At 59.1% G+C, this 25155-nt stretch carries 27 protein-coding genes; 10 read left to right on the top strand and 17 right to left on the bottom strand.

Features of this window, described 5'->3' with window-relative positions:
• Positions 1–282: 282 nt before the first annotated feature.
• Complete coding sequence (locus tag OO25_RS17745) at positions 283–894, bottom strand: hypothetical protein (RefSeq protein ID WP_040181697.1); 612 nt, start codon at positions 892–894, stop codon at positions 283–285.
• Between the two features lie 127 nt (positions 895–1021).
• Complete coding sequence (locus OO25_RS17750) at positions 1022–3370, bottom strand: DNA topoisomerase IV subunit A (RefSeq protein ID WP_040181700.1); 2349 nt, start codon at positions 3368–3370, stop codon at positions 1022–1024.
• 315 nt (positions 3371–3685) lie between these two features.
• On the opposite strand from OO25_RS17750, the gene OO25_RS17755 reads away from it, so the two are divergent.
• From OO25_RS17755 to OO25_RS17780, 6 genes are all read left to right on the top strand, one after another.
• Positions 3686–4387, top strand: a complete 702-nt coding sequence (locus tag OO25_RS17755; RefSeq protein WP_040181702.1) for an SH3 domain-containing protein — start codon at positions 3686–3688, stop codon at positions 4385–4387.
• A gap of 33 nt (positions 4388–4420) precedes the next feature.
• Positions 4421–5251 carry an SDR family NAD(P)-dependent oxidoreductase gene (locus OO25_RS17760; RefSeq protein WP_040181705.1) on the top strand — a complete coding sequence of 277 codons (831 nt, stop codon included), beginning with the start codon at positions 4421–4423 and terminating at the stop codon, positions 5249–5251.
• 67 nt (positions 5252–5318) lie between these two features.
• Positions 5319–5525, top strand: a complete 207-nt coding sequence (locus tag OO25_RS17765) for a twin transmembrane helix small protein (protein WP_040176068.1) — start codon at positions 5319–5321, stop codon at positions 5523–5525.
• Between the two features lie 3 nt (positions 5526–5528).
• The gene (locus OO25_RS17770) at positions 5529–6101 is read left to right on the top strand and encodes a cob(I)yrinic acid a,c-diamide adenosyltransferase (RefSeq protein WP_040181708.1); all 573 of its coding nucleotides are present in this window, start codon (positions 5529–5531) and stop codon (positions 6099–6101) included.
• Between the two features lie 335 nt (positions 6102–6436).
• Entirely contained in the window at positions 6437–7195 is a 759-nt protein-coding gene (locus OO25_RS17775; protein WP_040176066.1) for an electron transfer flavoprotein subunit beta/FixA family protein, read from the top strand.
• Complete coding sequence (locus tag OO25_RS17780) at positions 7195–8121, top strand: electron transfer flavoprotein subunit alpha/FixB family protein (RefSeq protein WP_014876040.1); 927 nt, start codon at positions 7195–7197, stop codon at positions 8119–8121. Before OO25_RS17775 ends, OO25_RS17780 begins: the two co-directional genes overlap by 1 nt.
• A gap of 92 nt (positions 8122–8213) precedes the next feature.
• On the opposite strand, the gene OO25_RS17785 is transcribed toward OO25_RS17780, so the two are convergent.
• Entirely contained in the window at positions 8214–9035 is an 822-nt protein-coding gene (locus tag OO25_RS17785; RefSeq protein WP_040181842.1) for a DUF6473 family protein, read from the bottom strand.
• Positions 9036–9190: 155 nt separating this feature from the next.
• Between OO25_RS17785 and OO25_RS17790 the strand changes: the two genes are divergently transcribed.
• Entirely contained in the window at positions 9191–10066 is an 876-nt protein-coding gene (locus OO25_RS17790) for a 3-hydroxybutyryl-CoA dehydrogenase (RefSeq protein WP_040181710.1), read from the top strand.
• 94 nt (positions 10067–10160) lie between these two features.
• Here the strand turns inward: OO25_RS17790 and OO25_RS17795 are convergent, their stop codons facing one another.
• The 7 genes from OO25_RS17795 to OO25_RS17825 form a co-directional block, all read right to left on the bottom strand.
• Positions 10161–11051 (bottom strand): lysophospholipid acyltransferase family protein, encoded by an 891-nt coding sequence (locus OO25_RS17795; RefSeq protein ID WP_040176060.1) that lies wholly within the window; start codon positions 11049–11051, stop codon positions 10161–10163.
• A gap of 34 nt (positions 11052–11085) precedes the next feature.
• Positions 11086–11355: an HPr family phosphocarrier protein gene (locus tag OO25_RS17800; RefSeq protein WP_040181712.1), complete on the bottom strand. Its 270-nt coding sequence runs from the start codon at positions 11353–11355 to the stop codon at positions 11086–11088.
• Positions 11356–11763: a PTS sugar transporter subunit IIA gene (locus tag OO25_RS17805; protein WP_040176058.1), complete on the bottom strand. Its 408-nt coding sequence runs from the start codon at positions 11761–11763 to the stop codon at positions 11356–11358.
• A gap of 9 nt (positions 11764–11772) precedes the next feature.
• Entirely contained in the window at positions 11773–12663 is an 891-nt protein-coding gene (rapZ, locus tag OO25_RS17810; RefSeq protein ID WP_040181714.1) for an RNase adapter RapZ, read from the bottom strand.
• On the bottom strand, positions 12656–13030 hold the full coding sequence (locus tag OO25_RS17815; RefSeq protein WP_040181845.1) for an HPr kinase/phosphorylase: 375 nt from the start codon (positions 13028–13030) through the stop codon (positions 12656–12658). The genes rapZ and OO25_RS17815 overlap by 8 nt, the downstream gene beginning before the upstream one ends.
• Before the next feature lie 66 nt (positions 13031–13096).
• The gene (locus tag OO25_RS17820; RefSeq protein WP_040176053.1) at positions 13097–14809 is read right to left on the bottom strand and encodes a sensor histidine kinase; all 1713 of its coding nucleotides are present in this window, start codon (positions 14807–14809) and stop codon (positions 13097–13099) included.
• Between the two features lie 33 nt (positions 14810–14842).
• On the bottom strand, positions 14843–15544 hold the full coding sequence (locus OO25_RS17825; RefSeq protein ID WP_014876049.1) for a response regulator transcription factor: 702 nt from the start codon (positions 15542–15544) through the stop codon (positions 14843–14845).
• Positions 15545–15891: 347 nt separating this feature from the next.
• Here OO25_RS17825 and OO25_RS17830 point away from each other — a divergent pair, with 347 nt between their 5' ends.
• Positions 15892–17490: a phosphoenolpyruvate carboxykinase gene (locus tag OO25_RS17830; protein ID WP_040181716.1), complete on the top strand. Its 1599-nt coding sequence runs from the start codon at positions 15892–15894 to the stop codon at positions 17488–17490.
• Between the two features lie 73 nt (positions 17491–17563).
• On the opposite strand, the gene OO25_RS17835 is transcribed toward OO25_RS17830, so the two are convergent.
• Both OO25_RS17835 and OO25_RS17840 read right to left on the bottom strand, forming a co-directional pair.
• A complete protein-coding gene (locus OO25_RS17835) occupies positions 17564–18463 on the bottom strand; it encodes a cation diffusion facilitator family transporter (protein WP_040181718.1) in 900 nt (299 codons plus the stop codon).
• Between the two features lie 58 nt (positions 18464–18521).
• On the bottom strand, positions 18522–19310 hold the full coding sequence (locus OO25_RS17840) for a sulfite exporter TauE/SafE family protein (protein ID WP_040181720.1): 789 nt from the start codon (positions 19308–19310) through the stop codon (positions 18522–18524).
• A gap of 146 nt (positions 19311–19456) precedes the next feature.
• Between OO25_RS17840 and OO25_RS17845 the strand changes: the two genes are divergently transcribed.
• Together OO25_RS17845 and OO25_RS17850 are read left to right on the top strand one after the other, a co-directional pair.
• Positions 19457–21142, top strand: a complete 1686-nt coding sequence (locus OO25_RS17845) for an acyl-CoA dehydrogenase family protein (protein WP_040181722.1) — start codon at positions 19457–19459, stop codon at positions 21140–21142.
• A gap of 112 nt (positions 21143–21254) precedes the next feature.
• Positions 21255–21659 carry an META domain-containing protein gene (locus OO25_RS17850; RefSeq protein ID WP_040176043.1) on the top strand — a complete coding sequence of 135 codons (405 nt, stop codon included), beginning with the start codon at positions 21255–21257 and terminating at the stop codon, positions 21657–21659.
• Here the strand turns inward: OO25_RS17850 and recO are convergent.
• The 5 genes from recO to lepB are packed head-to-tail and all read right to left on the bottom strand — an operon-like array spanning position 21643 to position 25128.
• Positions 21643–22368: a DNA repair protein RecO gene (recO, locus tag OO25_RS17855; RefSeq protein ID WP_040176041.1), complete on the bottom strand. Its 726-nt coding sequence runs from the start codon at positions 22366–22368 to the stop codon at positions 21643–21645. The two genes, OO25_RS17850 and recO, sit on opposite strands and share 17 nt — an antisense overlap.
• A gap of 2 nt (positions 22369–22370) precedes the next feature.
• Positions 22371–22700 carry a DUF1491 family protein gene (locus tag OO25_RS17860; protein ID WP_040181724.1) on the bottom strand — a complete coding sequence of 110 codons (330 nt, stop codon included), beginning with the start codon at positions 22698–22700 and terminating at the stop codon, positions 22371–22373.
• Positions 22701–22706: 6 nt separating this feature from the next.
• On the bottom strand, positions 22707–23612 hold the full coding sequence (gene era / locus OO25_RS17865; RefSeq protein WP_040176039.1) for a GTPase Era: 906 nt from the start codon (positions 23610–23612) through the stop codon (positions 22707–22709).
• Positions 23609–24295 (bottom strand): ribonuclease III, encoded by a 687-nt coding sequence (rnc, locus tag OO25_RS17870; RefSeq protein WP_040181726.1) that lies wholly within the window; start codon positions 24293–24295, stop codon positions 23609–23611. The genes era and rnc overlap by 4 nt, the downstream gene beginning before the upstream one ends.
• On the bottom strand, positions 24292–25128 hold the full coding sequence (lepB, locus tag OO25_RS17875; protein ID WP_040176035.1) for a signal peptidase I: 837 nt from the start codon (positions 25126–25128) through the stop codon (positions 24292–24294). The genes rnc and lepB overlap by 4 nt, the downstream gene beginning before the upstream one ends.
• Positions 25129–25155 lie beyond the last annotated feature (27 nt).

The following is a 25155-nucleotide window of genomic DNA, read 5'->3' on the forward strand; positions in this document are numbered from 1 at the left end:
TCAAACTTTTCCTTAGCCATTCTGTAGGCGCCCTTTTGAATTGGGGGTCGGAACCCGACCCGAATTTCCTCTGCGCGCGCGGCTTATTTGGTTTGCGGGTGAAAATCAACCCGTTCCGGCACGTCGGCGCGCAAATCCCCACAAGATCGTAGGCAAGACCCCACAGCCCGCGTGCCCGGCTCATCGCAGTTGGCCTGATGTCAGGCCGAAGCCGCCAATGCGTGCGCTATGCGCGCGAATTACTGCCGCCTATAACGCGATAAAAACTGCGATCTTGGACCGTTAGCCACCCACCGCCGCGGGCCCAGCGCTTGCGGCGCTGGCATCTTCGCTGAGGTCTGCAGCACCACTCTGCTCCGGCTCAAACCAGCCGTTGTCCTTGCGCTGCTCAACAAGCCAGTCTTCGATCTGGCCAACAGCATTGCGCGCAAGCCCCCGCATCTGCTCTTCCCGGGTGCGGGCGTGGCCCGATCCAACCAAGAAGCTGTCTGCGGTTGTCGTCTCGAAGACGGTGAATTTCTTCACGACCTTGTTCAGTTTGGTGCCTGCGGCGTCATCCCAGACAGTCACATTGATCGCCAGAACAGATTTCGGGCTAAGCACAAGCGGCACACCGCCGGGAGCAACAAAATAGCCCTCAACACTGATGCCAAAGTGATAGATCTTGTCGCCGTCATACTGGTTGAACCGGGCATCGACCTCATTGGTGAGGATATCGACCCACTCTTGCTTGGACACCTCGCGCGATCCCGGCACCATCTGCACCTTGGAGGCGATGACGATATTATGGCCCAGCTTGAAGGTTCCAAGATCCTCCAGCGGTTCGTCAGGCGCGGCTGCGGTACAGGCGGCAACGGCGACCATGGCGGCCAGGAGAGCGAAGATCCGGATCATAGCAGTCTCATTTCAATTAACATGCGCCTTCAGATAGCCGCCCGGTGCGGAACCGGTAAAGCCATGATGGCCCCGTGGTTCCGACGGGTGGCGCTGAGGCCACAGGTGCGTGGCCGCAAGATGTGCCTTATTTGAATTTGTAGTTGCGCGGGAAACCATACGGCGGCCGCTTGCCGATACCGGCGCGTTTGCCCAGCCATTGCCCCAAGTCAGTTTCGTGCCGCGTCTTGCCGCCACCCATTTCCCAACTGAGGCCATCATCCCAGTTGAAGGTGGTGACATCGCTCAGCCCGCCATCCAGTTCCAACGAGCCCTGCTTGCCACGCGCCATGTTGTATTTCTGCAGACGCACGCCTTTGCCACGGGTCAGTTCCGGCATTTCCTCAACCGCGAAGACAAGGAATTTGCCGTTCTCGGACACCACCGCAACATGGTCGCCCGTCACCGGGATACAGATCTTGGCGCGGTCGTCGTCTTTGACGTTCAGCACCTGTTTGCCGCTGCGGGTCTGGGCCACGATATCTTTCTCGGCGCAGATGAAACCATTGCCCGCATCCGAAGCGACCAGCAGGCGGCCTTCCGGATTGTGGATCAGGATATCGACGATTTCGACCTCGTTCGGCAGGTCAACCATCAGCCGCAATGGCTCTCCCATGCCACGCCCGCCGGGCAGATTGGATGCGGAAATCGTATAAAACCGCCCGTTGGAGGCGAAGACCAGCAACCGGTCTGTGGTTTCGGCGTGGAAGATGAAGCGCGGGCCGTCGCCGTCCTTGAACTTCAATTCGCGCCCCAGATCGATATGGCCGGTCATTGCCCGGATCCAGCCCATTTGCGAGCAAACCACAGTGATCGGCTCGCGGTCGATCATGGCTTCCAGCGGCACCTCTTCGACCTCTCCCGCCTCAGCAAAGCGGGTGCGGCGCGGGCCGCCCTCATAGGTTTTGCCGAACTGCTTCTTGGTGTCCTTCAGCTGTTCCGCGATGCGGGACCATTGCAGGTCTTCCGACGCCAACAATTCAACCAGCCCGGCGCGTTCTTCGCGCAGGGCGTCACGTTCGCGCACCAGTTCGATCTCTTCCAAGCGGCGCAAGCTGCGCAGGCGCATATTGAGGATCGCCTCGGCCTGCACCTCGCTCAACTCCCCGGCACCGGTAGCAGGCGAAACGTAGTCAGCTTCGGTATAGGCGCGCGGGTGATCCTGCGACCAGTTTTCCCGCATCAACGCCGCTTTGGGATCATCATCATAGCGGATGATATCAATCACGCGGTCCAGATTGAGGAAGGCGATGATGAAGCCTTCGAGCACCTCAAGACGGTGATCGATCTTGTCCATCCGGTGCTGCGAGCGGCGCTGCAAGACGTCGCGACGGTGATCAAGGAAGGCGCGCAGCACCTCCTTCATCGAACAGACCTTGGGCGTGACGCCGTCGATCAGGACGTTCATGTTGAGGCTGAAGCGAATTTCCAGATCCGAGTTGCGGAACATCATGTTCATCAGCACTTCGGGGTCCACATTCTTGGACTTCGGCTCAAGAATGATGCGGATATCCTCCGCCGACTCGTCGCGCACATCACCCAGAATGGGGATCTTCTTGGTCTGGATCAGTTCCGCGATCTTTTCGATCAGCTTCGATTTCTGCACCTGATAGGGGATTTCGGTGATCACGATCTGCCATTGGCCGCGGCCCAGATCCTCGACCTCATGGGTGCAGCGCAGACGGAAAGACCCGCGCCCCGTGGTATACGCCTTGGCGATGTTCTCCTTGGGCTCAACAATAATGCCGCCCGTGGGGAAGTCCGGCCCGGGCACATAATTTAGCAGAGTGTCATCGCGCGCATCAGGGGTCTTGATCAGATGCAGGCAGGCATCGATCAGTTCGCTGATGTTGTGCGGCGGGATATTGGTTGCCATGCCCACCGCGATACCGGCCGCCCCATTGGCAAGGATATTCGGGAATGTCGCAGGCAGCACCGCCGGTTCGGTCAGACGTCCGTCATAGTTATCACGGAAATCAACAGCGTTTTCACTCAGACCTTCCAGCATCGCCTCGGCAACGAAGGTCATCCGCGCTTCGGTGTAGCGCGAGGCCGCAGGGTTATCGCCGTCGATATTGCCAAAGTTGCCCTGACCGTCGACCAGCGGGTAGCGGACGTTGAAGTCCTGCGCCAGACGCGCCATAGCATCATAAATCGCGGCATCGCCGTGAGGGTGGAAATCCCCCATGGTGTCACCGGAAATCTTCGCCGATTTCAGAAAGCCGCCAGTGGAGGTGAGCCGCAGACGGCTCATGGCGTAGAGAATACGGCGATGCACCGGTTTCAGACCATCACGCGCATCGGGCAAGGCCCTGTGCATGATGGTGCTGAGAGCATAGGTCAGGTAACGCTCGCCAATCGCGCGGCGCAACGGTTCCAATACTTCTCCGGATGCGGGGGAATCGGGGGTGTCTTGATCATCTACCAGGTCGGTCATGTATTGGTGATACTGCCCCCTCCAGCCTTGGTAAAGCGGGGCCGTGAGAAAATGCGGAGTTACCCCCATATATCGGCCCGACCACAACCACATGCGAGGGGGGGGGGCGAACGCCGACATCTCCTCGTGTGCACCGTCGCTCACTCGGGGGAGAAAGCGGCCACCTCTCCCCTATTGCGACTCGCGAAACTGCTGTAGGATTGAAAGACGCCGGAACAAACTGTGCTGCAGCTGCGTATTATCTGCATGCGGGCGGACGCTCGCCACTCGTGAATTTGCACAGATTTTCAGGCTGATCCTGGGGGGGATTTGTATATGTCACGCTTTGTTATCGCATCGTTTCTATTCTTGGGCTGGGGCTTCTACGAGGCCAGTGGCGGCGCCGATTTTGAACCGCCGAAGGGTCCGTCGGCAGCAATTGATATCGCCAAAGCAGCCTTTGGCAGCGACAGCAGCCCATCGACTACATCCGTGCGCAGCACTCAGGTGACCGCTGAGTCGCTGGTCAGCAAGGTGGCCCTGCGCGTCCCGCAAAATGACACAACACAAGCGGCAAACACGAAACCGGCCCGACCAGCCGCCGACCCCGCGCTGCGTTCTCGGGTCGCGATGGAGCAGATCGCCGCTGTCGGCGCAGGCCTTAGCAACAGTGATACCGCATTTTCGGCCACCTCGGCGTCTCAGGCGAGCTTCCAAACGTCCCCGGCAACATCTGGAGCGGTGCAGCTGGCCTCGCTCACAGACGGGCTATCGGCACAACCACTGGTCCAGGCCGCTCTTGAGACCGACCCGCAGGACATCGTGGAGCCAAAGGCTGACATTCGCTCCATCACGGCGACGCGCGTCAATATGCGCTCCGGTCCGGGCACGGTCTATCCAATCGTTGACCGGCTGAGCAACGGTGAAGAAGTTGCGGTATTTGAAGATATCGGCACCGGCTGGTTGCACCTGCGCACCGTAAAAGACGGCAAAGTTGGCTGGATTGCAGCTTCCCTGGTGAGCCAGAAACGCCCATAAAGCGTCGGTACAGGTGACCGCGCGAGGGGCTTTATGCAAAAAACGATCCTGATGACAGGCTGCTCCTCCGGGATCGGCCTGGATGCAGCGCATGGGATGCGCGAGCGCGGCTGGACTGTTTTTGCCTCCTGCCGTCAGCGCGTCGATTGCGACAGGTTGCGTGCCCAAGGGTTCATCAGCCCACTGATGGACTACACAGATGCCGAGACACTCCGCAGTGGCCTGGGCGAGGTGCTGGAGCACACCGGCGGCACATTGGATGTTCTGTTCAACAACGGCGCCCATGGTCTGCCCGGTGCGGTCGAAGATGTCTCCACCGACGGGCTGCGCAGCATCTTTGAAAGCAATGTCTTTGGCTGGCACGAGCTGACCCGCAACGTCATCCCGGTGATGCGCGCACAGGGGCACGGGCGCATCGTGCAGAATTCCTCGATCCTCGGATTTGTGAGCTTCCCTTGGCGCGGGGCCTATGTCGCCACCAAACACGCAATTGAGGGGCTGACCGACACCATGCGGGTGGAACTGCGGGACAGCGGGATCCATGTCATCCTGATCGAACCCGGCCCCGTTACATCGAAGATCCGCGAAAAAGCCATTCCGCATTTCGAGAAATACGTCGACTGGGAAAACTCCGCCCTGCGTGACCGCTATGAGGCGAGTTTGCTGAAACGTCTCTATGAAAGCACCGGGCCAGACAGGTTTGAGCTCCCCGCCTCCGCTGTTACGGCCAAGCTGGTTCATGCCTGCGAGAGCCGACGCCCGCATCCGCGTTACTATGTCACCGTACCGACCCATATTGGTGGTGTGCTAAAACGCATCCTGACAACGCGCGCGATTGACCGCATCCTCGCGCGGCTTAGATAGCTGATGCGCGGCCAGACCTGCCATGGGGGCAGCGGCTGGCGCGACAAGAAACAAGGAATATGAGAAGATGGGCGATCCGCTCTACATCCTGGCAATTGCTGCCATCGCAGCAACTGTTATCGTGCTGGTGATCGGCATTGGTGGGTTCGGCGCCGGCGGTGCCTTCAATGCCAGAAACGCCAATAAGATGATGCGTCTGCGCATCCTGTTTCAGTTTCTCGCCGTGGTGTTCATCCTTGGCTACGTCTATCTTCGCGCTCAGGGAGGTCAGTAAGCCATGGTCGTATTGAACAAAATCTACACCCGCACCGGCGACAAAGGGGACACTGCGCTTGGCAATGGCGACCGTGTCGCCAAACATTCCGCGCGGGTGAACGCCTATGGCACCTCGGATGAGCTGAACGCCTTTGTAGGGGTGGCCCGGCTTGAGGCCAAGGATGAGATGGATGCCGCGCTGGCCCGCATTCAGAATGACCTTTTTGATCTTGGCGCAGATCTGTGTCGGCCGGAAATGGACAAGGATGCAGATGCTGACTACCCGCCCTTGCGGGTTGCCGATGCGCAGGTCGCGCGGCTGGAAGCGGAAATTGATACGATGAACGCGGAACTCTCGCCGCTGCGCAGCTTCGTGCTGCCGGGCGGGGCTGCACTCTCCGCGCATTTGCATGTTTGCCGCACTGTGGCGCGGCGTGCTGAACGTTTGGCGACCGACCTGGCGACGCAGGAGGACATCAATCCAGCGGCGGTGAAGTATCTCAACCGGCTCTCGGACTGGTTCTTCGTCGCATCGCGCGCTGCCAATGACAATGGGGCCCGCGATGTTCTGTGGGTGCCAGGCGCCAATCGCTAGCCCCCCCGGAGCGCGTCTATCGCGCCGTGCAGGTCTGATCGGCCCGTACGGCGCGTCATCTGCCCGACGTTGACTGATGGACACACCCGCGCCCGGATCGCTCCGCCGCCGCGCCATGATTCTACGGTGTGATCTGCTTCCCTTGCGGCAGTGCAGCATCTTGCGTCGCAACATTCCTGCAAAACTGCTGATGCAAACCGTCAGACGCGACGTCGGAGGGCGGTAACGTGACGATTTTGCCCTGTTGCGGCGCAATCTAAGCCGCTATCAACATCGCGAGAGCATGGAGGAGAGTCGCCTCGGCGGCTTGCCGTTTGTTAAGGAGAGAACGCAAAATGAAGGTACTCGTGCCTGTCAAGCGCGTGATTGACTACAACGTGAAGGTCCGCGTCAAAGCGGACGGCAGCGGTGTCGATCTCGCCAACGTCAAAATGTCGATGAACCCGTTCGACGAAATCGCCGTCGAAGAGGCCATCCGCCTCAAGGAAGCCGGCAAAGCTGATGAGATCGTCGTTGTCTCCATCGGTGTGAAGCAGGCGCAGGAGACCCTGCGGACCGCATTGGCCATGGGCGCCGACCGCGCGATCCTGGTCAACGCCGCTGAAGATGTCCACACCGACATCGAGCCGCTGGCCGTCGCCAAGATCCTCGCCAAAGTGGTCGAGGAAGAGCAGCCCGGTCTGGTTCTGGCCGGCAAGCAAGCGATCGACAACGACATGAACGCAACCGGTCAGATGCTGTCTGCGCTCTTGGGTTGGTCGCAAGGCACCTTTGCCTCTGAGCTGGATGTCGATGGCGATAACGCTGTTGTGACCCGCGAAGTGGACGGCGGCCTGCAGACCATCAAAGTGAAGATGCCCGCCATCGTCACCGTGGACCTGCGCCTGAACGAGCCGCGCTACGCCTCGCTTCCGAACATCATGAAAGCGAAGAAAAAGCCGCTCGACGAGAAAACCGCCGCCGACTACGGCGTCGACGTCTCGCCGCGCTTGGAAATCATCTCCACCAAAGAACCCGAAGCCCGTGCCGCTGGCATCATTGTGGGCTCGGTCGATGAGCTGGTTGGGAAACTCAAAGAAGCGGGGGCTGTGTAATGGCTGTTCTTCTCCTTGCCGAAGTGACCGATGGTGCCCTGGCACTGGACGCAACTGCAAAAGCGGTTACCGCTGCGGGCAAACTGGGCGATGTGACAGTGCTGGCCGCTGGTGCATCCGCAGCCGCCGCTGGCGAAGAAGCCGCGAAGATCGCAGGCGTCGCCAAGGTTCTGGTCGCCGAAGATGCGTCGCTGGGTCACCGCCTGGCGGAGCCGACTGCAGCGCTGATCGCGTCGCTGGCATCCGACTACGAACACATCGTTGCGCCCGCGACCACAGACGCCAAGAACGTCCTGCCGCGCGTGGCGGCGCTCTTGGATGTTATGGTGATCTCGGATGTGTCCGGCGTTGTCGACGGCGACACGTTTGAGCGCCCGATCTACGCGGGCAACGCGGTACAGACCGTGAAGTCGCGCGATGCGAAAAAGGTGATCTCCTTCCGGACCTCCACCTTTGACGCGGCTGGCGACGGCGGCTCTGCCTCTGTTGACACCATCTCCGCCGCCGAAAACCCCGGCCTGTCCGAATGGGTTGAGGACAAAGTCGCTGCCAGCGATCGCCCCGAGCTGACCTCGGCCGGTGTGGTTGTGTCCGGTGGTCGCGGTGTTGGCTCCGAGGAAGACTTCAAACTGATCGAAAGCCTCGCAGACAAGCTGGGGGCCGCAGTTGGTGCATCCCGCGCGGCTGTCGATTCAGGCTATGCGCCAAACGACTGGCAGGTGGGTCAGACCGGTAAGGTCGTCGCACCTGAGTTGTATGTTGCGGTTGGCATCTCCGGTGCAATTCAGCACCTGGCAGGCATGAAAGACTCCAAGATCATTGTCGCGATCAACAAAGACGAAGAGGCCCCGATCTTCCAAGTAGCCGACTATGGTCTGGTCGCGGACCTGTTTCAGGCTGTGCCCGAGCTGATCGAGAAGCTGTAGGCTTCGCAGATATCTCATGAGGAAGCCCGCAACTAGTGTTGCGGGCTTTTTTCGTGGCCACCCTTCGGGCCTGTGGTCCAGTAGTGTAGACCTTAGGTTTTCAGACGGGGTCGCAGATACTGCGCCACCTGTTGCGCTATCCGCAGATGCTCCTTTGGTCCCAGCATGCGCTGCGCCGAAGGCAGATCAAGCTGGCCATAAAACATGCCGTCAATATCAGCTGCATCCCGCGCGGTATGCACGGGGATTTCCAACACCCCGAGGACGCGGGCGCGTAGCGCATCCACCATGGGCCGGTCCACGAGGGCAGGTTCGTGACCGAATAAAACCTGCTGGTCGACGTCGTAGTGCACCCACAGCAGCGTCACTGCACCGTTCAGTGCGGAGATCAACTCCCCCATACGTTCAACCCACGTATCCTGCAGATGATCGCGAACCGTTTCGTAACGGGTTGTGCAGCAAGATCTGAGCGCGTTCAGCAAATGCTTGTTAAAGTGATATTCGGTAAAATCCACTTCCGGGTAGAGCTCCAACAATGGGTCATGTGCACAGAGGAACCTGTCATTACGTCGTGGATGCACCTTGTAATAGCCGTTGGAGATATTTTGTGCCCCAAGCACCTGCAAGAGCGTTGTTTCGGCCCGGCCCGCGATCTCCAGAATATCAGCGTCGCTCAGGAAACTGTCGACTCCGGCGTTCACACTGCCCAGATTTACGCAAATACGATCAAGCAACGCCTCAGTTTCAGTAACAAACGGTCGTTCGACAAAGCGTCCGAAGACCTCTGTGCCGCCAATAAATGCCAAATATGGTTCAGTCAGATTACGCGCCGGCCCGCGGACCAATAATTTCGAACCCGCATAGCTGCAAGGCTCGCCCGCAAGCGCTGTCGCGCTCTTGAGTTCATAGCTCATCATACCCACCAAATTTCACCCGAGACTCACCTAACCCGAGATCCGTTGACGAAATGCTAATGCTAAACTTTGCCTAAAAAGCCACCCAATCGGCCTTGTGCCGTCCACAGACCCGCCAGTATGATCCGCCGGAAAACTCTCAAGAGGCATGAGCGATGGACATCCAGAAAATAGGCGTGATTGGTGCAGGCCAGATGGGCAACGGCATCGCTCACGTGATGGCCTTGGCGGGCTATGACGTTGTTCTTAATGATATAAGCCAGCAGGCACTGGACGCGGCCGTAAGCGCGATCCAGAAAAACCTGACCCGTCAAGCCAGCAAAGGCAAGATCGATCAGACCGAAGTTGAGGCCGCGCTGGGGCGTATTTCAACAACACTGACGCTGGCCGACATTGGCCAGACCGATCTGGTGATCGAGGCGGCGACAGAGCGGGAGACCGTTAAGCAGGCCATTTTCGAGGATCTGCTCCCGCATCTGCTGCCGCATACGATTCTCACGTCCAACACCTCGTCAATTTCCATCACCCGACTGGCCAGCCGCACCGACCGCCCAGAGCGGTTCATGGGGTTCCATTTCATGAACCCGGTGCCGGTGATGCAGCTGGTCGAGCTGATCCGTGGCATCGCCACTGATGAAGCCACCTTCTCAGCCTGTCATGCCGTGGTGGAAAAGCTGGGCAAGACTGCTGCCAGCGCCGAAGATTTCCCGGCTTTCATCGTGAACCGCATTCTGATGCCGATGATCAATGAAGCGGTTTATACCCTCTATGAGGGCGTGGGATCGGTGAAATCCATCGACGAATCCATGAAACTGGGCGCCAACCACCCGATGGGTCCGCTTGAATTGGCTGACTTCATCGGCCTGGATACCTGTCTGGCGATCATGAATGTGCTGCATGACGGTCTGGCGGATACCAAATATCGCCCCTGCCCGCTGCTGACAAAATATGTGGAAGCTGGCTGGCTTGGCCGCAAGACACAGCGCGGGTTCTATGATTATCGCGGCGAAACCCCGGTGCCGACGCGCTGATCTTGAAAGAGCGGAGGGGGCGCTGCCCCCTCTTGGCCTGATGGCCAATTTACCCCTTGGATATGTTTAGCCAGAAGAAAAAATGAGAGTTTGATCAACTGTCTTTGCCGAGGCTGAGCGTATGCTCCCGCAGCCAGGCCATAAAGCCGCGCGGATCGCTCTGCAGTTTTTCCATCTGTGCCTCGGTCAGCGGTTCGCCGACCACCGGGCTTTGCGGTTTGTTGCAGGACCGCACAATTTCATGCAGCAGCAACCCCTGTCGCAGGATCGGCGAAACCCGGTTGGCAATCTGGTACCAACGGGAGTTGCTGCCCGGGAAGAAAATTGGCACTACTCGCGCGCCGGACCGACGGATGAGCTGCGCTGTGAAGACGTTCCACTCCTGCTCAATCGCGGGACCGAACCATGTCTCCGAGGACATCACCACGCCAGAGGGGAACAGCGCGACCACCCCACCCTCCTTCAGATGAGCCATAGTCTTGGCCCGCATCTCAACCATTTTGCTTTGCGCTTCGGGGTCATGGGGGAATGGCACCGGGATCATGAAAGAGGTCGCCGCCTCATCCAGCCCGGTCAGCACCGAACGGGTCAGAATTCGGTAGTCCTGCCTCACGCGGCCAATGAGGTCTGCGAAGATCATGCCATCAACCATCCCATGGGGGTGGTTCGCAACCACAACCACTGGTCCCTCACCGGGGATACGCTGGATCTGCTCCATGGGGGTTTCGAGATCAATGCCCATCACATTCAGGGCGCCGCGCCAGAATTTCTGGCCACGGTATTCAGCATTGCTGCGTTCAAAACGGCGCACCATACGCAGGATGGTCAGCTTCCCCGTGCACCACTCGATGGCCCGGATCGCAAGCGACGTCCAGCGATCGTCAAAGGAATTGGCGTAGGTGAGCGTGCGGCGGTCATAGATCTCGCCGGTCTCTTCGGTCCCTGGCGTCACGCCAGTGTCCCGATCATGCGCTGTATCCGCCAAGTGCCTTGTCCTGTTCCGTAGTCGTGAATGAGCCTCAGTAGCCTTCGCCGAACTTGTCGGCAAGAAGCGTATCCAGCGCGGAGGCCAGCGCCTCTGCATCCGGGCCCGAAGTTTCGATGTCAATAGTCGTTCCTTTTGAGGCTGCCAACATCAAAAGCCCCATGATGCTGTCTCCCGAGGCTGACAGCCCATCCCGCGACACCTCGGCCGTGGCATCAAAGCCTTCAACCACTTCCACCAGCTTGGCCGATGCGCGCGCGTGCAGTCCTTTTTCGTTGACTATTTTCAGCGTTTTCTGAACCATTTAATGCGCTTGCTCCCCTTCGGGGTTGATGTTTTGGGCGTTAATGTACTTGCGTCCCGCCTCCATGGCATGCCGGACCGCATCGGCCACCGGCAAATGGCGAGATTTTGCCAGTTTGATCAGCATCGGAAGATTGGCCCCGTAGAGAATGCGTCGGTTTGCGGGGGTACAGGCCAACAGACTGAGATTGGACGGAGACCCGCCAAAAAGATCCGTGACCACCACCACGCCGCCGCCGCTGTCGACCGCATCAGCGGCCCCACAGATCTCGCGCTGTTTCTCGTCCCGGTTATCTTCCGGACCGATACTGATGGCCTCAAGGTAGACCTGAGGACCCACGACATGCTCCACGGCGGCCAGATACTCTCTGGCCAACCCCCCATGTGCAACGATCACGATTCCGATCAAGCCGGTCCCTCACTTCTGTCGCTGGCCATGCAGCTCGCGGTGTCTAATTGACACCTGCTGCCCGTCTTCCGCAAGATCCTTGGCCAGGGTTTCTGCCAATGTGACCGAGCGGTGCTGCCCTCCGGTGCATCCAAATGCTATAGAGAGATGCGACTTACCTTCTTCTCGGTAAGCAGGCAACAACAAGCGGATCAGATCAAGCACCCGGTCGAAAAACGGCTGATAGCGGCTGTCCTCACGCACGTAGGACTGTACCGCCGCATCGCGCCCATCCAGGGTGCGCAGGCTCTGCTCCCAATAAGGGTTCCGCAGAAATCGACAGTCGAACACCATATCAATGCTGCGCGGCACGCCGCGTTTGTAGGAAAAGCTCTGCAAGGACACCGCCAGAGAACGCCCGCCGGGGGCGAAGCGCCGTTCGATATCCGCCTTGAGTTGATGGATGTTCATTTCAGAAGTATCCAGCAACAGGTCAGCCCGGTCGCGGATCGGCAGCATCAGATCGATCTCGCGCAAAACACCAACCTCAGGATCTTCTGCCGGGGCAAGCGGGTGCCGTCTGCGGGTTTCCGAATAGCGCCGCAGCAGAACATCGCGGTCCGCATCAAGATAGAGCACGGTCAGATCAAGATCCTGGCGCGCGGACAGCATATCAATGACATCAAGCAGCGCCGCCGGGGAGAAGTCGCGGTTGCGACTATCGAGCCCAAGCGCCATCGGGCGGGTCAGGCTGTTGGCCTCAACCAGTCCAGGCAGCAACCGAAGCGGCAGGTTGTCAATCGCCTCAAACCCGAGATCCTCCAACACATTGATCGCCGTGGTGCGCCCCGCACCAGACGGGCCTGTCACCAGGACGATCGGCACCGCCGTCGGGTCGCAGGCAATATCCGGGTCACGCATCGGGATTAACGCTTCCGTATTTGAGCAACTGTATCAGGGCAGGCGCGAACTGCGGACCATCGACGCGGCGCAACAGGCGGATTGGTTGGTTCAAGATCATGGTTTCCAGCTGGGGTGGCAGGCGATCTGTTTCAAGCTGCTCCAGATCGACCACCGCTGTCAGTCGGGATCGCGAACAGGCGCTGGCCCGCAGCAGGCCCATGCCGCGTGCCTCGATCATGCCATGCAAGGCATCAGGGGCTGTGGCTTCCAACCCCTGATCATGTGCAGTCACGATCACCTGATCATCGGAGACAAGCGCTGCACCAAGGGCCATCAACTGCAAGGCCAATGTCGATTTTCCACTGCCGGATCGGCCGGTTATCAGCACCCCATGCCCTGTGACGTCGACGCAGCTGGCGTGCAATCGGCAGGTTGGGGCTGCGATCATCACTCAGACCGGCAGGCCGACGACGAACCGCGCCCCCAAAGGCTCCGAGGTGATGTCGGCTTCGGTTGGGCGAATGTTTTCGGCCCAGATCACACCACCGTGTGCTTCGACAATCTGTTTGGAAATCGCCAGGCCGAGGCCGGAGTTATTGCCGAAATGCTCAACAGGGCGCTGCGAATAGAAACGCTTGAACACTTTGCTCAGGGCCTGATCGGGGATGCCGGGACCGGTGTCCTCCACCACGACCAAAACGCGATTGTCGCGGCGGCGCGCCCAGACCCGGATCGCATCGCCATCCTCGCAAAACGAAATCGCATTTGTAATCAGGTTGACAAAAACCTGGGCCAGTCGTGCCTCCAGCCCCTGGATTGTGATCGGGGTTTTCGGCAAATCGGTGATGTAATCAATGCCCTTCCCGCGGGCGTCCTCGCCGAGGAATTGGTTCAGGTTGCCGAGCATATGCAGCAGGTCAAAACTCTCTTCATCTTCTTTGACCAATTCCGCATCCAGCCGCGACGCGTTGGAAATATCGCTGACCAGCCTGTCCAGACGCCGCACATCATGTTCGATGACGTCCAACAGCTTCTCACGCTGGTCTTCGCGTTTGATCATCCGCAGCGTTCCCACGGCAGATTGCAGGCTCGCCAGCGGGTTCTTGATCTCATGCGCGACGTCCGCCGCAAACTGCTCATTGCTGTCGATGCGGTTGTAGAGTGCTTTCACCATGCCGCGTAGCGCCCGACTGAGGCGGCCGATTTCATCGGGACGCGCACTCAAATCGGGTATACGGATACGCCCCGGTTTGGATTTTCGGGAATCCCCATCCCGGCCCAGCTCAGCCGCTTCGGCCAGATCCGCGAGCGGGTTCGCGATGGTGGAGGCGAGGACCAAGCTCAAACCGATAGAGACCACCAGGGCCACAACAAACATCTGCAAGACGCGTTCTTGTTCACCACGCACCAGGGCGTCGATCTCCCCCGTAGGCGACGCAAGTGTCACAACACCGATGGCCTGCCCCTGAAAGAGGATCGGCGTGGCTGCGGAGAATACCGTACCACCGCTGGTGTCGACAACGGCCTTCACCTCGGTTCCGCCAGCCAGGGCCTGCTGCACCATCCCGCGCAGCTGGTCTTCCAACGGCTGAGCCGCAGGCTCCGGCGTATCCGATTTGAGCAAACCGCCTGCCGCCGACCAGAGTGCGGCGAGCCCATCGCTGATTAGCGTGGCTGACGGGTTGTCATCCGTCAGCAGATCCAGCGCGCCGCCTTGTTCAACCCCTTTGGTCTGCGCGATCAGCGTACCGGCGGTATCAAAAACAAAGACCTCAGCCCCGGCTCGCAGGCTGATATTCTGCAAAGTCGTCACCGGATCAATGCCATCGCCAACAGCCAGGCTGACCGTCCCGACCTCTGGCAACTGCGCCTCAAATACATCTGAGATCAGCATCGCCTCTGCCGCAAGGGCACCGGCGCGCTGCAATACCAGGCTCTGGCGTGAGGAATTGAGATAAAGAATACCCGAGACCAGAATGATCAGCGCGATGAGGTTCAGCGTGATGATCTTGCGCGTCAGCGGAGAGCCCCGCAGCGACAGCACACCACGGCGCGCGCGCTTGTCCTGCAGTTCACGCGTGACGTTTTGGTCCGGTGCGACCCAGTCGTCGCCCAGAACAACATCATTATCCCGCTGTGAACGGCTTATGCCGGAATCGCGCATCGGCGTTTTACTCCGCCTGCCCCCAGACGGGGGTTACTCTTCATTATAACGGTACCCGATACCGTAAAGCGTCTCAATCGCCGAGAATTCGGAGTCAGCGCTGCGCATCTTCTTGCGCAGGCGCTTGATGTGGCTGTCGATGGTCCGGTCGTCGACATAGACCTGATCATCGTAGGCGACATCCATCAGTTGATCGCGGCTTTTGACAAATCCGGGGCGTTGCGCCAGCGCTTGCAGCAGCAGGAATTCGGTCACGGTCAGTGACACATCCTGCCCCTTCCAGCTAACCGAATGGCGCAGCGGATCCATCCGCAGGTTGCCGCGTTCCATCACCTTGTTTTCAGTGGTCGTCGCGACCGCATCACCGCTGATTGCTTCCTGACGGCGCAGCAGGGCACGGATCCGCTCGACCAACAGCCTCTGCGAGAACGGTTTTTTGACGTAGTCGTCGGCGCCCATGCGCAGGCCCAGCACCTCGTCAATCTCATCATCCTTGGAGGTGAGAAAGATCACCGGCATCTGGGTTTTCTGCCGCAGCCGCTGCAACAGATCCATGCCGTCCATGCGCGGCATCTTGATATCGAGAACGGCCATATCCGGCAGTTTTTTGTTGAACGCATCCAACGCAGCCTGCCCGTCGTTATAGGTCTCGACCTCGAAGCCTTCAGCCTCCAGCGTCATCGAGACCGAAGTCAGGATATTCCGATCATCATCGACTAAAGCAATCTTAGACATCTGAGTGGCCCCTAATCTGCTCTTTTTGCGTTTTTTAGACGTTCATCGCCGTTCTGCCTCGGCGAATCAATGCCAATTGAAGAATTCGGACACAGTTTCGCCTCAATTGAGACAAAAATACCTTAGCAGGTGCTGAAGATTCCGGCAGCCACCCCTGCAAATTGTCTTTAAAAAAAATGGTTGCGCTAAACATCGCCTTGATGGCGCTAACTGCGTCAAACCGTTCTGTTCAGCGTGCAAACCCTCATGTTAAGACCAGCCACATCGGCCGGTTGTGCCGATTTCTGCCCCAGGGCGCGGCTTTTATTGTTTGCGGCCTTTGATGGTCGACACAGGAGAAAGAACACATGGTATCTGGACGGGTTAACCCGCAATTCCGCCTCGAAGATCAAGGTATCGAAGGACTGGGGAACGTCTATTATAACCTCATGGAGCCAGCCCTGATCGAGGCGGCCCTGAAGCGCGACGAAGGCACGCTTGGCAATGGCGGTGCCTTTCTGGTCACCACCGGCAAGTTCACCGGCCGCTCTCCCAAGGACAAACATGTCGTTAAAACCGACAGTGTGGCCAAGACCATTTGGTGGGAAAACAATGCCGAGATGAGCCCCGAGGGCTTTGACGCGCTCTATGAGGATATGCTCGCCCATATGCAGGGCAAGGAATACTATGTTCAGGACCTCGTCGGTGGTGCGGATCCCGCCCATGCGATCAACGTCCGCATGGTGACCGAACTGGCCTGGCACGGTCTGTTCATTCGGACCATGCTGCGCCGCCCTGACCGCGAAGATCTGAACGACTTCATCGCGGATTTCACTGTCATCAACTGCCCCAGCTTTCTGGCCAATCCGGAGCGCCACAACTGCCGCAGCGAGACTGTGATCGCAATGAACTTTGATCGCAAGATGATCCTGATCGGCGGCACCGAATATGCGGGCGAAAACAAGAAATCCGTCTTCTCGCTGCTAAACTACCTGCTGCCGGAGAAGGGCATCATGCCGATGCACTGCTCCGCCAACCACGCCAAGGGCAACCCGGTCGACACCGCCGTGTTCTTCGGCCTGTCGGGCACTGGTAAAACCACCCTGTCTGCCGACCCGGACCGCGTGCTGATCGGCGATGATGAACACGGCTGGGCTGACAATGGCACCTTCAACTTTGAAGGTGGCTGCTATGCCAAGACCATCAATCTGAATGCCGAGGCAGAGCCGGAAATTTACGCAACGACGTCCAAATTCGGCACCGTGATTGAAAACATGGTGTTCGACCCAGAGACCAAGGAGCTGGATTTCAACGATGACAGCCTGACTGCGAACATGCGCTGCGCCTACCCGCTGCATTATATCTCCAATGCTTCAGAAAGCGCCCGCGGCGGCCACCCCAAGAACATCATCATGCTGACATGTGATGCCTTTGGGGTGCTGCCTCCGATCGCGCGGCTGACCCCGGCGCAGGCGATGTATCACTTCCTGTCCGGTTTCACCTCTAAGGTGGCAGGCACCGAGCGCGGCGTGACCGAGCCGGAACCGACCTTCTCCACCTGCTTTGGTGCCCCCTTCATGCCGCGCCGCCCGGAAGTGTACGGCAACCTCCTGCGTGAAAAGATTGCCGAGCACGGTGCGACCTGCTGGCTGGTCAACACCGGTTGGACCGGCGGTGCCTATGGCATCGGCTCCCGCATGCCGATCCGTGCCACCCGTGCCCTGCTGACCGCCGCGCTGGACGGCTCCCTCGCCGAGGCAGAGTTCCGCAAGGATGGCAACTTTGGCTTTGATGTGCCCGTCACAGTGCCCGGTGTGGCCGAAGTCCTGCTGGATCCGCGCCGCACCTGGGACGATCAGGCCGCCTATGACACGCAGGCTGCGAAGCTGGTTCAGATGTTCTCTAACAATTTCGAACAGTACCTGCCCTACATTGATGATGATGTGAAAGCCGCTGCGATCAGCTGAGCTGCACAGCTTCGAAACACGAAAAGCCCTGATCCTCGGATCGGGGCTTTTTTGTCTCAGGAGAGACCATACCTCACTGCCCCAGCTGAATCCCGCTGTCTTCCAGCTTGTGCTCCGGTTCCACGTGGATCGTGACTTGCGCCGTTGACAGCGAGGCACGGATCGCTTCTTCGATCCGATCACAGATCGCATGAGATGTCCGCACGGTCATGTCTCCTGCGACGACCATATGAAATTCGACAAACACCGCCCGCCCGGCTCTGCGGGTTTTCAGCCCATGCACCTGCAACGCGCCTTGCGCGGTTCTGTGAATAATCGCGGCAATCTCGTCCCGTTCATTCTGGGGTGCGGCCTGATCCATCAGCCCCCCAACTGATGAGGCCACAACCAGATAGCCCTCGCGCAGAATATTGACCGCGACCAACAGGGCCAGGATTGGATCCAGCAAAGGCCAGCCCGTCCCCATCGCAAGAACCAACCCGACCAGAACTCCTGCGGAGGTCCAGACATCACTCATCAGATGGCGGCCGCCCGCGGCCAATGCCGGAGATTTAAGGGCCGCCCCCCGTGCGATCAGCACCCGCGCCCAAAGAAGATTGATCACCATCGCGGCTGCATTCACCCACAATCCGGCGGTATTCCAAACCAAAGGCGTCGGCGCGACCAAGGCGCTGACCGCCTCCTGAAGGATCAACAGCGCCGCCACGATGATCATGATCCCCTCCACAACAGCCGAGAAATACTCCGCCTTGTGGTGCCCAAAGGGATGGCCTGCATCAGCCGGGCGATTGGCGTAGCGGACCGCAAACCAGGCAATGATTGCACCACCAATATTGACCAGAGACTCCATCGCATCGGAAAACAGCGCAATTGAGCCGGTCAACCACCAGGCCAGCACCTTTGCTGCAAGCACCAGAAGTGCGACCGCAATGGATGCGGTGGCCAGTTGTTCCGCAGTCAATCGCTTTGGCATCTGCGGCCCTTTCTGCGCGTTTTTCGCCCCATACCGACCCTAACACGCTTGTTAGGCCCTAATACATCAGTCCGCGCCGCAGCAAATTCGCCCCGGCGACCAGCAGTACAAACAGCGTTGCACGTCGAAAGGTGACCTGATTGATCCGGTCCTGCAAGCGTCCACCGATCCACATGCCCAAAATAGCCGGCGGGATCAGCAGGAACGAAAACGGCGCTGTATCTGCACGCATCACACCTGACCCGATATGCGCGATCAGCAGCGCCACCGCGCCCAGCCCGTAAATCACACCCTGTACCCGCATCTGTTCACGTTTTTCAGTGCCGAGGGCGGTCAGATAGGCCACTGTCGGCGGCCCCCAAATCCCGGAGAACCCACCGATGAACCCCGCGAAGGCCGCGACTATCGCCTCAACGCGCGGCGTGGCGCGGGAGATAGGGATGGCGATCCCAAACAGTTGTAGCAGGGCAAATATGGTGATCGGGGCACCAATCAGGATCAGCATAACATCCTGTGGCAAAACCCGGACAAGTTGCGCGCTTGCCAAGAGAAAAACGAGACCAACCAACAGGAAGATCCTGAACCGTTTCATCGACTGCCAGGCCGCCTGCGCGCCCTGTCGCAGGGCCTGCATTCCATTGGTCACCAAAGTGGGGAGGATCAGCCCCGCCAAAGCAATATCCGGCGGCAAGAACAGGCTAAGGCCGGACACGAGGATCATCGGCATAGCGAAGCCGACCATTCCCTTCACGGCGCCGGCAAGCGCTGCAATCGCAAAGGCCGCTAGCAGGTTTAAAGAGGCAAGCTCTGCCGGGAGGAAAAGTATAACAAATGAATTATCTGACATGATCAGACCCTTAGCACAGGTTTCCGTCGCTGCGTGCGCTAAATCGCTACGTAATTTTTGGTCCAAACATAATGTCACAGGGTATTTTTGTTGCGCTGCAGCTGCAAAATGATTTACCACATACGCAGCTGAAAAGGATGTGATTCATGGCCCACGATGGACAGGACCCGCAAATGCAACCGACGCGTATCTCTGACGTGCTGACACTGACCGCTGCTGCGCTGGAGCCGGTGGACCAGCTGCTGGAGGCAGCGCGCGCGACAGTACGCGAACAGGTCAGCGAGGACGGGCGCGTCTCCGGGGCGTTGGTAGAGGCGCATCAGACGGCTGCCCATGGGCTCGCTTGGCTTGCGACCTATGCTTACAGCCTGCGTCAGATGCATCGTTGGGCCGCGCAGCTACAGACAGATGGTAAGTTTGGCGAGATGGAGCAGTTGATGCTTCAGATCGGTTTTGGCGAATACCTCTGGCAGATCTACGGTGGCATTCAGATGAATCAGGGTGAAATCCTGCGTCTGCAGGATCTTGGCCTGTCGCAGGACAGCCAGCGGATGCTGATGGCGCCTGCTGTGATGACGCTCTGCGATAGCGGAAATACTCAGGCCGCACGCCTGCGGCTCGTCGAGCTGATGCAGGAACAGGCCGGTTCCGTGATGTTTGGCGCCTCCGGTCTTGACGAAGAACTGGAGATGATCCGGGACCAGTTCCGCCGCTACGCGCTCGAAAAGGTCGAGCCAAACGCCCACGACTGGCACCTGAAGGATGAGCTGATCCCGATGGAGATCATCGAAGATCTGGCCGAAATGGGTGTTTTTGGCCTGACCATTCCCGAAGAATACGGCGGGTTTGGCCTCTCCAAGGCCTCGATGTGCGTGGTCTCAGAGGAGCTGTCGCGTGGCTATATCGGTGTTGGCAGCCTTGGCACCCGGTCGGAAATCGCGGCTGAGCTGATCATAGCCGGTGGCACCGAGGAACAGAAAGCCAGTTGGCTGCCCAGGATTGCCAGCGCAGAAATCCTGCCAACCGCTGTGTTCACAGAACCAAACACAGGTTCCGATCTCGGCGCCCTGCGCACCCGTGCCGTACAGGACGACAATGGCGACTACCGGATCACCGGCAACAAGACCTGGATCACCCATGCCGCCCGCACCCATGTTATGACGCTTCTGGCGCGGACGGACCCCAACACGACCGATCACCGTGGCCTGTCGATGTTCCTGGCCGAAAAAACACCGGGCACGGATGAAAACCCGTTCCCGACCGAAGGTATGACCGGTGGCGAAATTGAGGTTCTGGGCTATCGCGGCATGAAGGAATACGAGTTGGGCTTTGACGGGTTTCACGTGAAGCGTGAAAACCTCCTCGGTGGAGATGAGGGCAAGGGCTTCAAGCAATTAATGGAGACCTTCGAGTCTGCGCGGATCCAGACCGCCGCCCGTGCCATCGGTGTTGCCCAATCCGCCCTCGATATTGCGATGCAATATGCGCAGGATCGCAAGCAGTTCGGCAAACCGCTGATCGCCTTCCCGCGTGTGGCCTCTAAGCTGGCGATGATGGCGGTGGAGATCATGATCGCGCGTCAGCTGACTTATTTCTCTGCTTGGGAAAAGGATAACGGCCACCGCTGCGACCTCGAAGCTGGTATGGCCAAACTGCTGGGTGCGCGCGTCGCCTGGGCGGCGGCTGACAACGGTTTGCAAATCCATGGTGGCAATGGCTTTGCGCTGGAATACAAAATCAGCCGGATTCTGTGTGATGCCCGTATCCTCAATATCTTTGAGGGTGCCGCAGAAATTCAGGCACAGGTGATCGCACGCCGCCTGCTGGCCTGATCACGGCCCGATCATCGGGCAGATTTCAATTTGCAACCAACCCGGCACCCTTGTGCCGGGTTTTTCGTTGTCTTCACCTTGACGTATCGCCATCAGAAGTTAGCGTGCCATCATGAAACAGACGTATTTTCTGACACTTGCAATGCTCTGCGCCGGTATCCTCAGTGCCTGCCTTGGTGATGAAACACTGCGGGCATATGGCGGCAAAAGTACCTCATGGCAGCTACGGGAGGTTGACGGCGACGCGGTCTCAGCAGTCACAACGCTGAGCTTCCCCCGTCCCGGCGCGCTGACCGGTGAGTTGCCCTGCAACCGGGTGACCGGACAACTCACCGCGCCCTATCCCTGGTTTGAGGTCGAAAACCTCGCCACGACCCGTATGGTGTGCGCCGCCTTGCAGGAAGAAACCGATGTCCTCGCTGCCTTGCAGGCGATGGAGATCGTAGAGATCAAAGGCGCGGTGATGATCCTGTCGAACCAAGCTGGACGCGAGATGATTTTCACGGCTGCCGACTGAGAACATCAATGAGCCGCCCGCGGGCCTCCGGCAGCGGATGGTTGCCAAGCGATGGCGCCAGTCGGTTTTGCAGGAAGAAACCCGTCGTCGTGAGGGCTGTCACAATCTCACTATTCTCCGCCCCACCACGCCCCATCAACACTGGCGGTAAGGGCAACATCCGATCAGCCCATTCGCCTGCCCCTGCGCGTGAAACGGCGCGCCCGCTTTTGGGGGAGACATAGACCAGATCGAGACGGCTGCCGGTGACGGCGCAGTGCTCGAAATCCAGGCCAAACCCCATGTCTTCCAGAAGAGCCAACTCCCAACGCAGATAGGCCAATGGCCAGATATCGTCGCGGCCCAGAAGGTCCAGGATCTGCGTGCTGCGCGCGTAAAGCTCTGGATGGGCTTCACGTTCCGGCAGGCAGAAGGCCAGCAACGCAGTCACCGCGTTCAATCCAGCAAGCGCCAACCGGCTGGACATGGCAGTCGCGGCACGGCTGCGGATCAATTCAGCCTGATAGCTGCCAAGGTGGTCTTCAAGCCGGGCACGCCAGGTCAGATCCAGCTGCGCACCGGGCTGCAACACTGGGGCCATCCTGCGCCCTGCGCCGCCGCGTACGATCCCGGCATGACGTCCATGTTCGGCAGTGAATGCATCGACAATGGCCGCGCTTTCTCCATGACGGCGCATCGTCAGCAATATGCCCTCGTCGCGCCATTCCATGATCACTCCAGCCCCGGTTCATCCAGCAGGTGACGGCCATGGCGATCCTCGACCTCGATCACCCAGAGATCAGGATCAAAACTGCGCTGTTTGGCGATGGCGGCGTCAACCTCAGCCTCATCACCTTCGGCCAGCGTCACCCAGCTTCGCGCCCCGCTCATCAGATCGTAAGAGCGATGCAGGGCCTGCGCGCGGCGGTCCAACGTGTTCAGCTTGATCAAGACGGCGCCCGCCGTGTCATCCCCATGCGCGGTGACAAAGGCGGGGATATCGGCCAACCGCAAACGGGTGAGATAAGCCTGCACCCAGAAACTGGCCGTCAGCCGTGCCATATGGGATCAGTTCCCGTCTTTGAAATCGAGACCCATCTCGGAATAACGTTCAGACTCTTCCAGCCAGTTCGGGCGCACCTTCACCTGCAGGAAGAGATGTACCTTACGGTCGAGAAACTCTTCCAGCTCAGCGCGGGCTGCCTGGCTCACGGCCTTGATGGTTTCACCGCGCTTGCCGAGCACGATGCCCTTGTGACCGTCACGCATAACGTAAATCAGCTGATCGATTTTGGCGGACCCATCCTTACGCTCTTCCCAGTTCTCGGTTTCTACGGTCAGCTGGTAGGGCAGTTCCTGATGCAGCCGCAGGGTCAGTTTCTCACGGGTCATTTCAGCCGCGATCATCCGCATCGGCAGGTCGGCAATCTGATCCTCAGGATAAAGCCACGGCCCCTCCGGCAATTGCTCTGCCAGCCAGCCGCGCAAGTGCTCGACCCCATGCCCCTTTTCCGCGGAAATCATAAAGGTATCCGCAAAGGCATAGCGCTCATTCAGTTCCTTGGTCAGCCCTAGCAGGACTTCGGATTGAACGCGGTCGATCTTGTTAATCGCAAGAGCAATCTTGCGCCCTTCGCCGATATTCTCAAGACCTTCCAGAATACGCTCGACACCTTCGGTGATCCCCCTGTGCGCCTCGACCATCAGCACGACAACATCGGCATCTGCAGCACCGCCCCAGGCGGCTGCGACCATCGCGCGGTCAAGCCGACGACGCGGCTGGAACAGGCCAGGCGTATCGACAAACACGATTTGGCTCTCGCCTTCCATCGCAACGCCGCGGATGCGGGCGCGAGTGGTCTGCACCTTATGGGTCACAATCGACACCTTGGCCCCAACCATGCGGTTGAGAAGCGTGGATTTGCCTGCGTTGGGTTCACCAATCAGGGCAACAAAGCCGGCGCGTGTGGTCATTTTTCTTGCTCCAATCGTGCCAACAGTAATTTGGCAGCGGCCTGTTCGGCCTGACGTTTCGATCCAGCAGTTGCGCGGCCTTCGGTGCCATCCTGCAACTGCACGGAAATTGTAAATTCCGGCTGATGATCCGGGCCTTTCCGCTCCACCAGCACATAGGCCGGGGGCTGTTCCCCCCGCGCCTGAGCAAATTCCTGCAAGGTGGTCTTGGGGTCGCGGGCATCCGCCTCAACCCGACCGATCCGATTGCCCCAGAGCCGCAGGATCAACTCCTGTGCCGCCTCAAACCCGCCATCCTTATAGACGGCGGCAATCACCGCCTCCATCGCGTCGCCCAGAAGCGCCAGTTTGCGCCGCCCACCGGACATGGTCTCGGAGCGGCCCAATTTCAGCACCGCCCCCAGATCGATATCACGGGCCACATCCGCGCAGGTTTCCTTGCGCACCAGCGCATTGAACCGCGGGGCAAGCTGCCCCTCTGTCGCGGCCTTATCGGTGTCCAGAAGCGCCGTGGCCATCACCAGCCCCAACACCCGGTCGCCCAGAAACTCCAGCCGCTGGTTGTCCTGACGGTTGGGAGACGACACCGAGGCGTGCGTCAGCGCCCGCACCAAAAGTGCCGGCTGGGAGAAACTATAGCCGATCCGCGTCTCAAACGCGCGCATATCCTTGGAGAGTTTCACTCGATCCCCTTAAAGAAGCGATCCCCGCGCCAGGTCCAGAAGAACAGCATCGACCGGCCAGCCGAGGAAAACATGATACGATCCGCGCGACCAATGAGGTTTTCATAAGGCACATAGCCGACGCCCCCTGCCGATTGCGGCAAACGGCTGTCGGAGGAATTGTCGCGGTTGTCCCCCATGAAGAAATAATGACCTTCGGGGACCTGATAGACCCCGGTGTGATCCATCCCCTGATTGCCAATATTGAGCACAACATGCTGGCTGCCGCCTGGCAAAGTTTCGATCTGGCGGGATTTTTTACACATCGCGCCTTCACCCACCGGTGCATTCTCGCACAGCGGGTAGGACCCGGCGGGCCCCTGTGGCGCCATCAGCTCCTCGAACTCGCCCGCGTCCTGCAGCGCAACAGCAGCGCCGTTGATATGCAGCACCCCGTTTTTGACCTGAACCTTATCGCCCGGCAGACCGATCAGCCGCTTGATGAAGTCGTTCTGGTTGACCGGGTGGCGGAAGACTACAACATCACCGCGTTCGGGATCACCGGCCCAAATCCGTGAGTTATCCCCATCAAGGAAGCCACAGATATCACTGCTGTCGATATCGATGCCGACGCTGGGGAATTTCAGGCTCGGACAGGAGGCGGAGGAATAGCCATAGGCCATCTTGTTTACGAACAGAAAGTCGCCGATCAGCAGCGTTTCCTTCATTGAGCCGGAGGGAATCCAGAACGGCTGAAAGAACAGCGTGCGGAACACACCTGCAATCAGCAGGGCGTAGACGATGGTCTTGACCGTCTCAAGGATCGAACTTCCGACTGTTGCTTTGGCCGTCATCAGGCTCTCCGGTCTAACTGTAAACAT

Origin of the sequence: Phaeobacter sp. S60 (assembly GCF_000826845.1) — a bacterium.
Classification (GTDB): domain Bacteria; phylum Pseudomonadota; class Alphaproteobacteria; order Rhodobacterales; family Rhodobacteraceae; genus Phaeobacter; species Phaeobacter piscinae.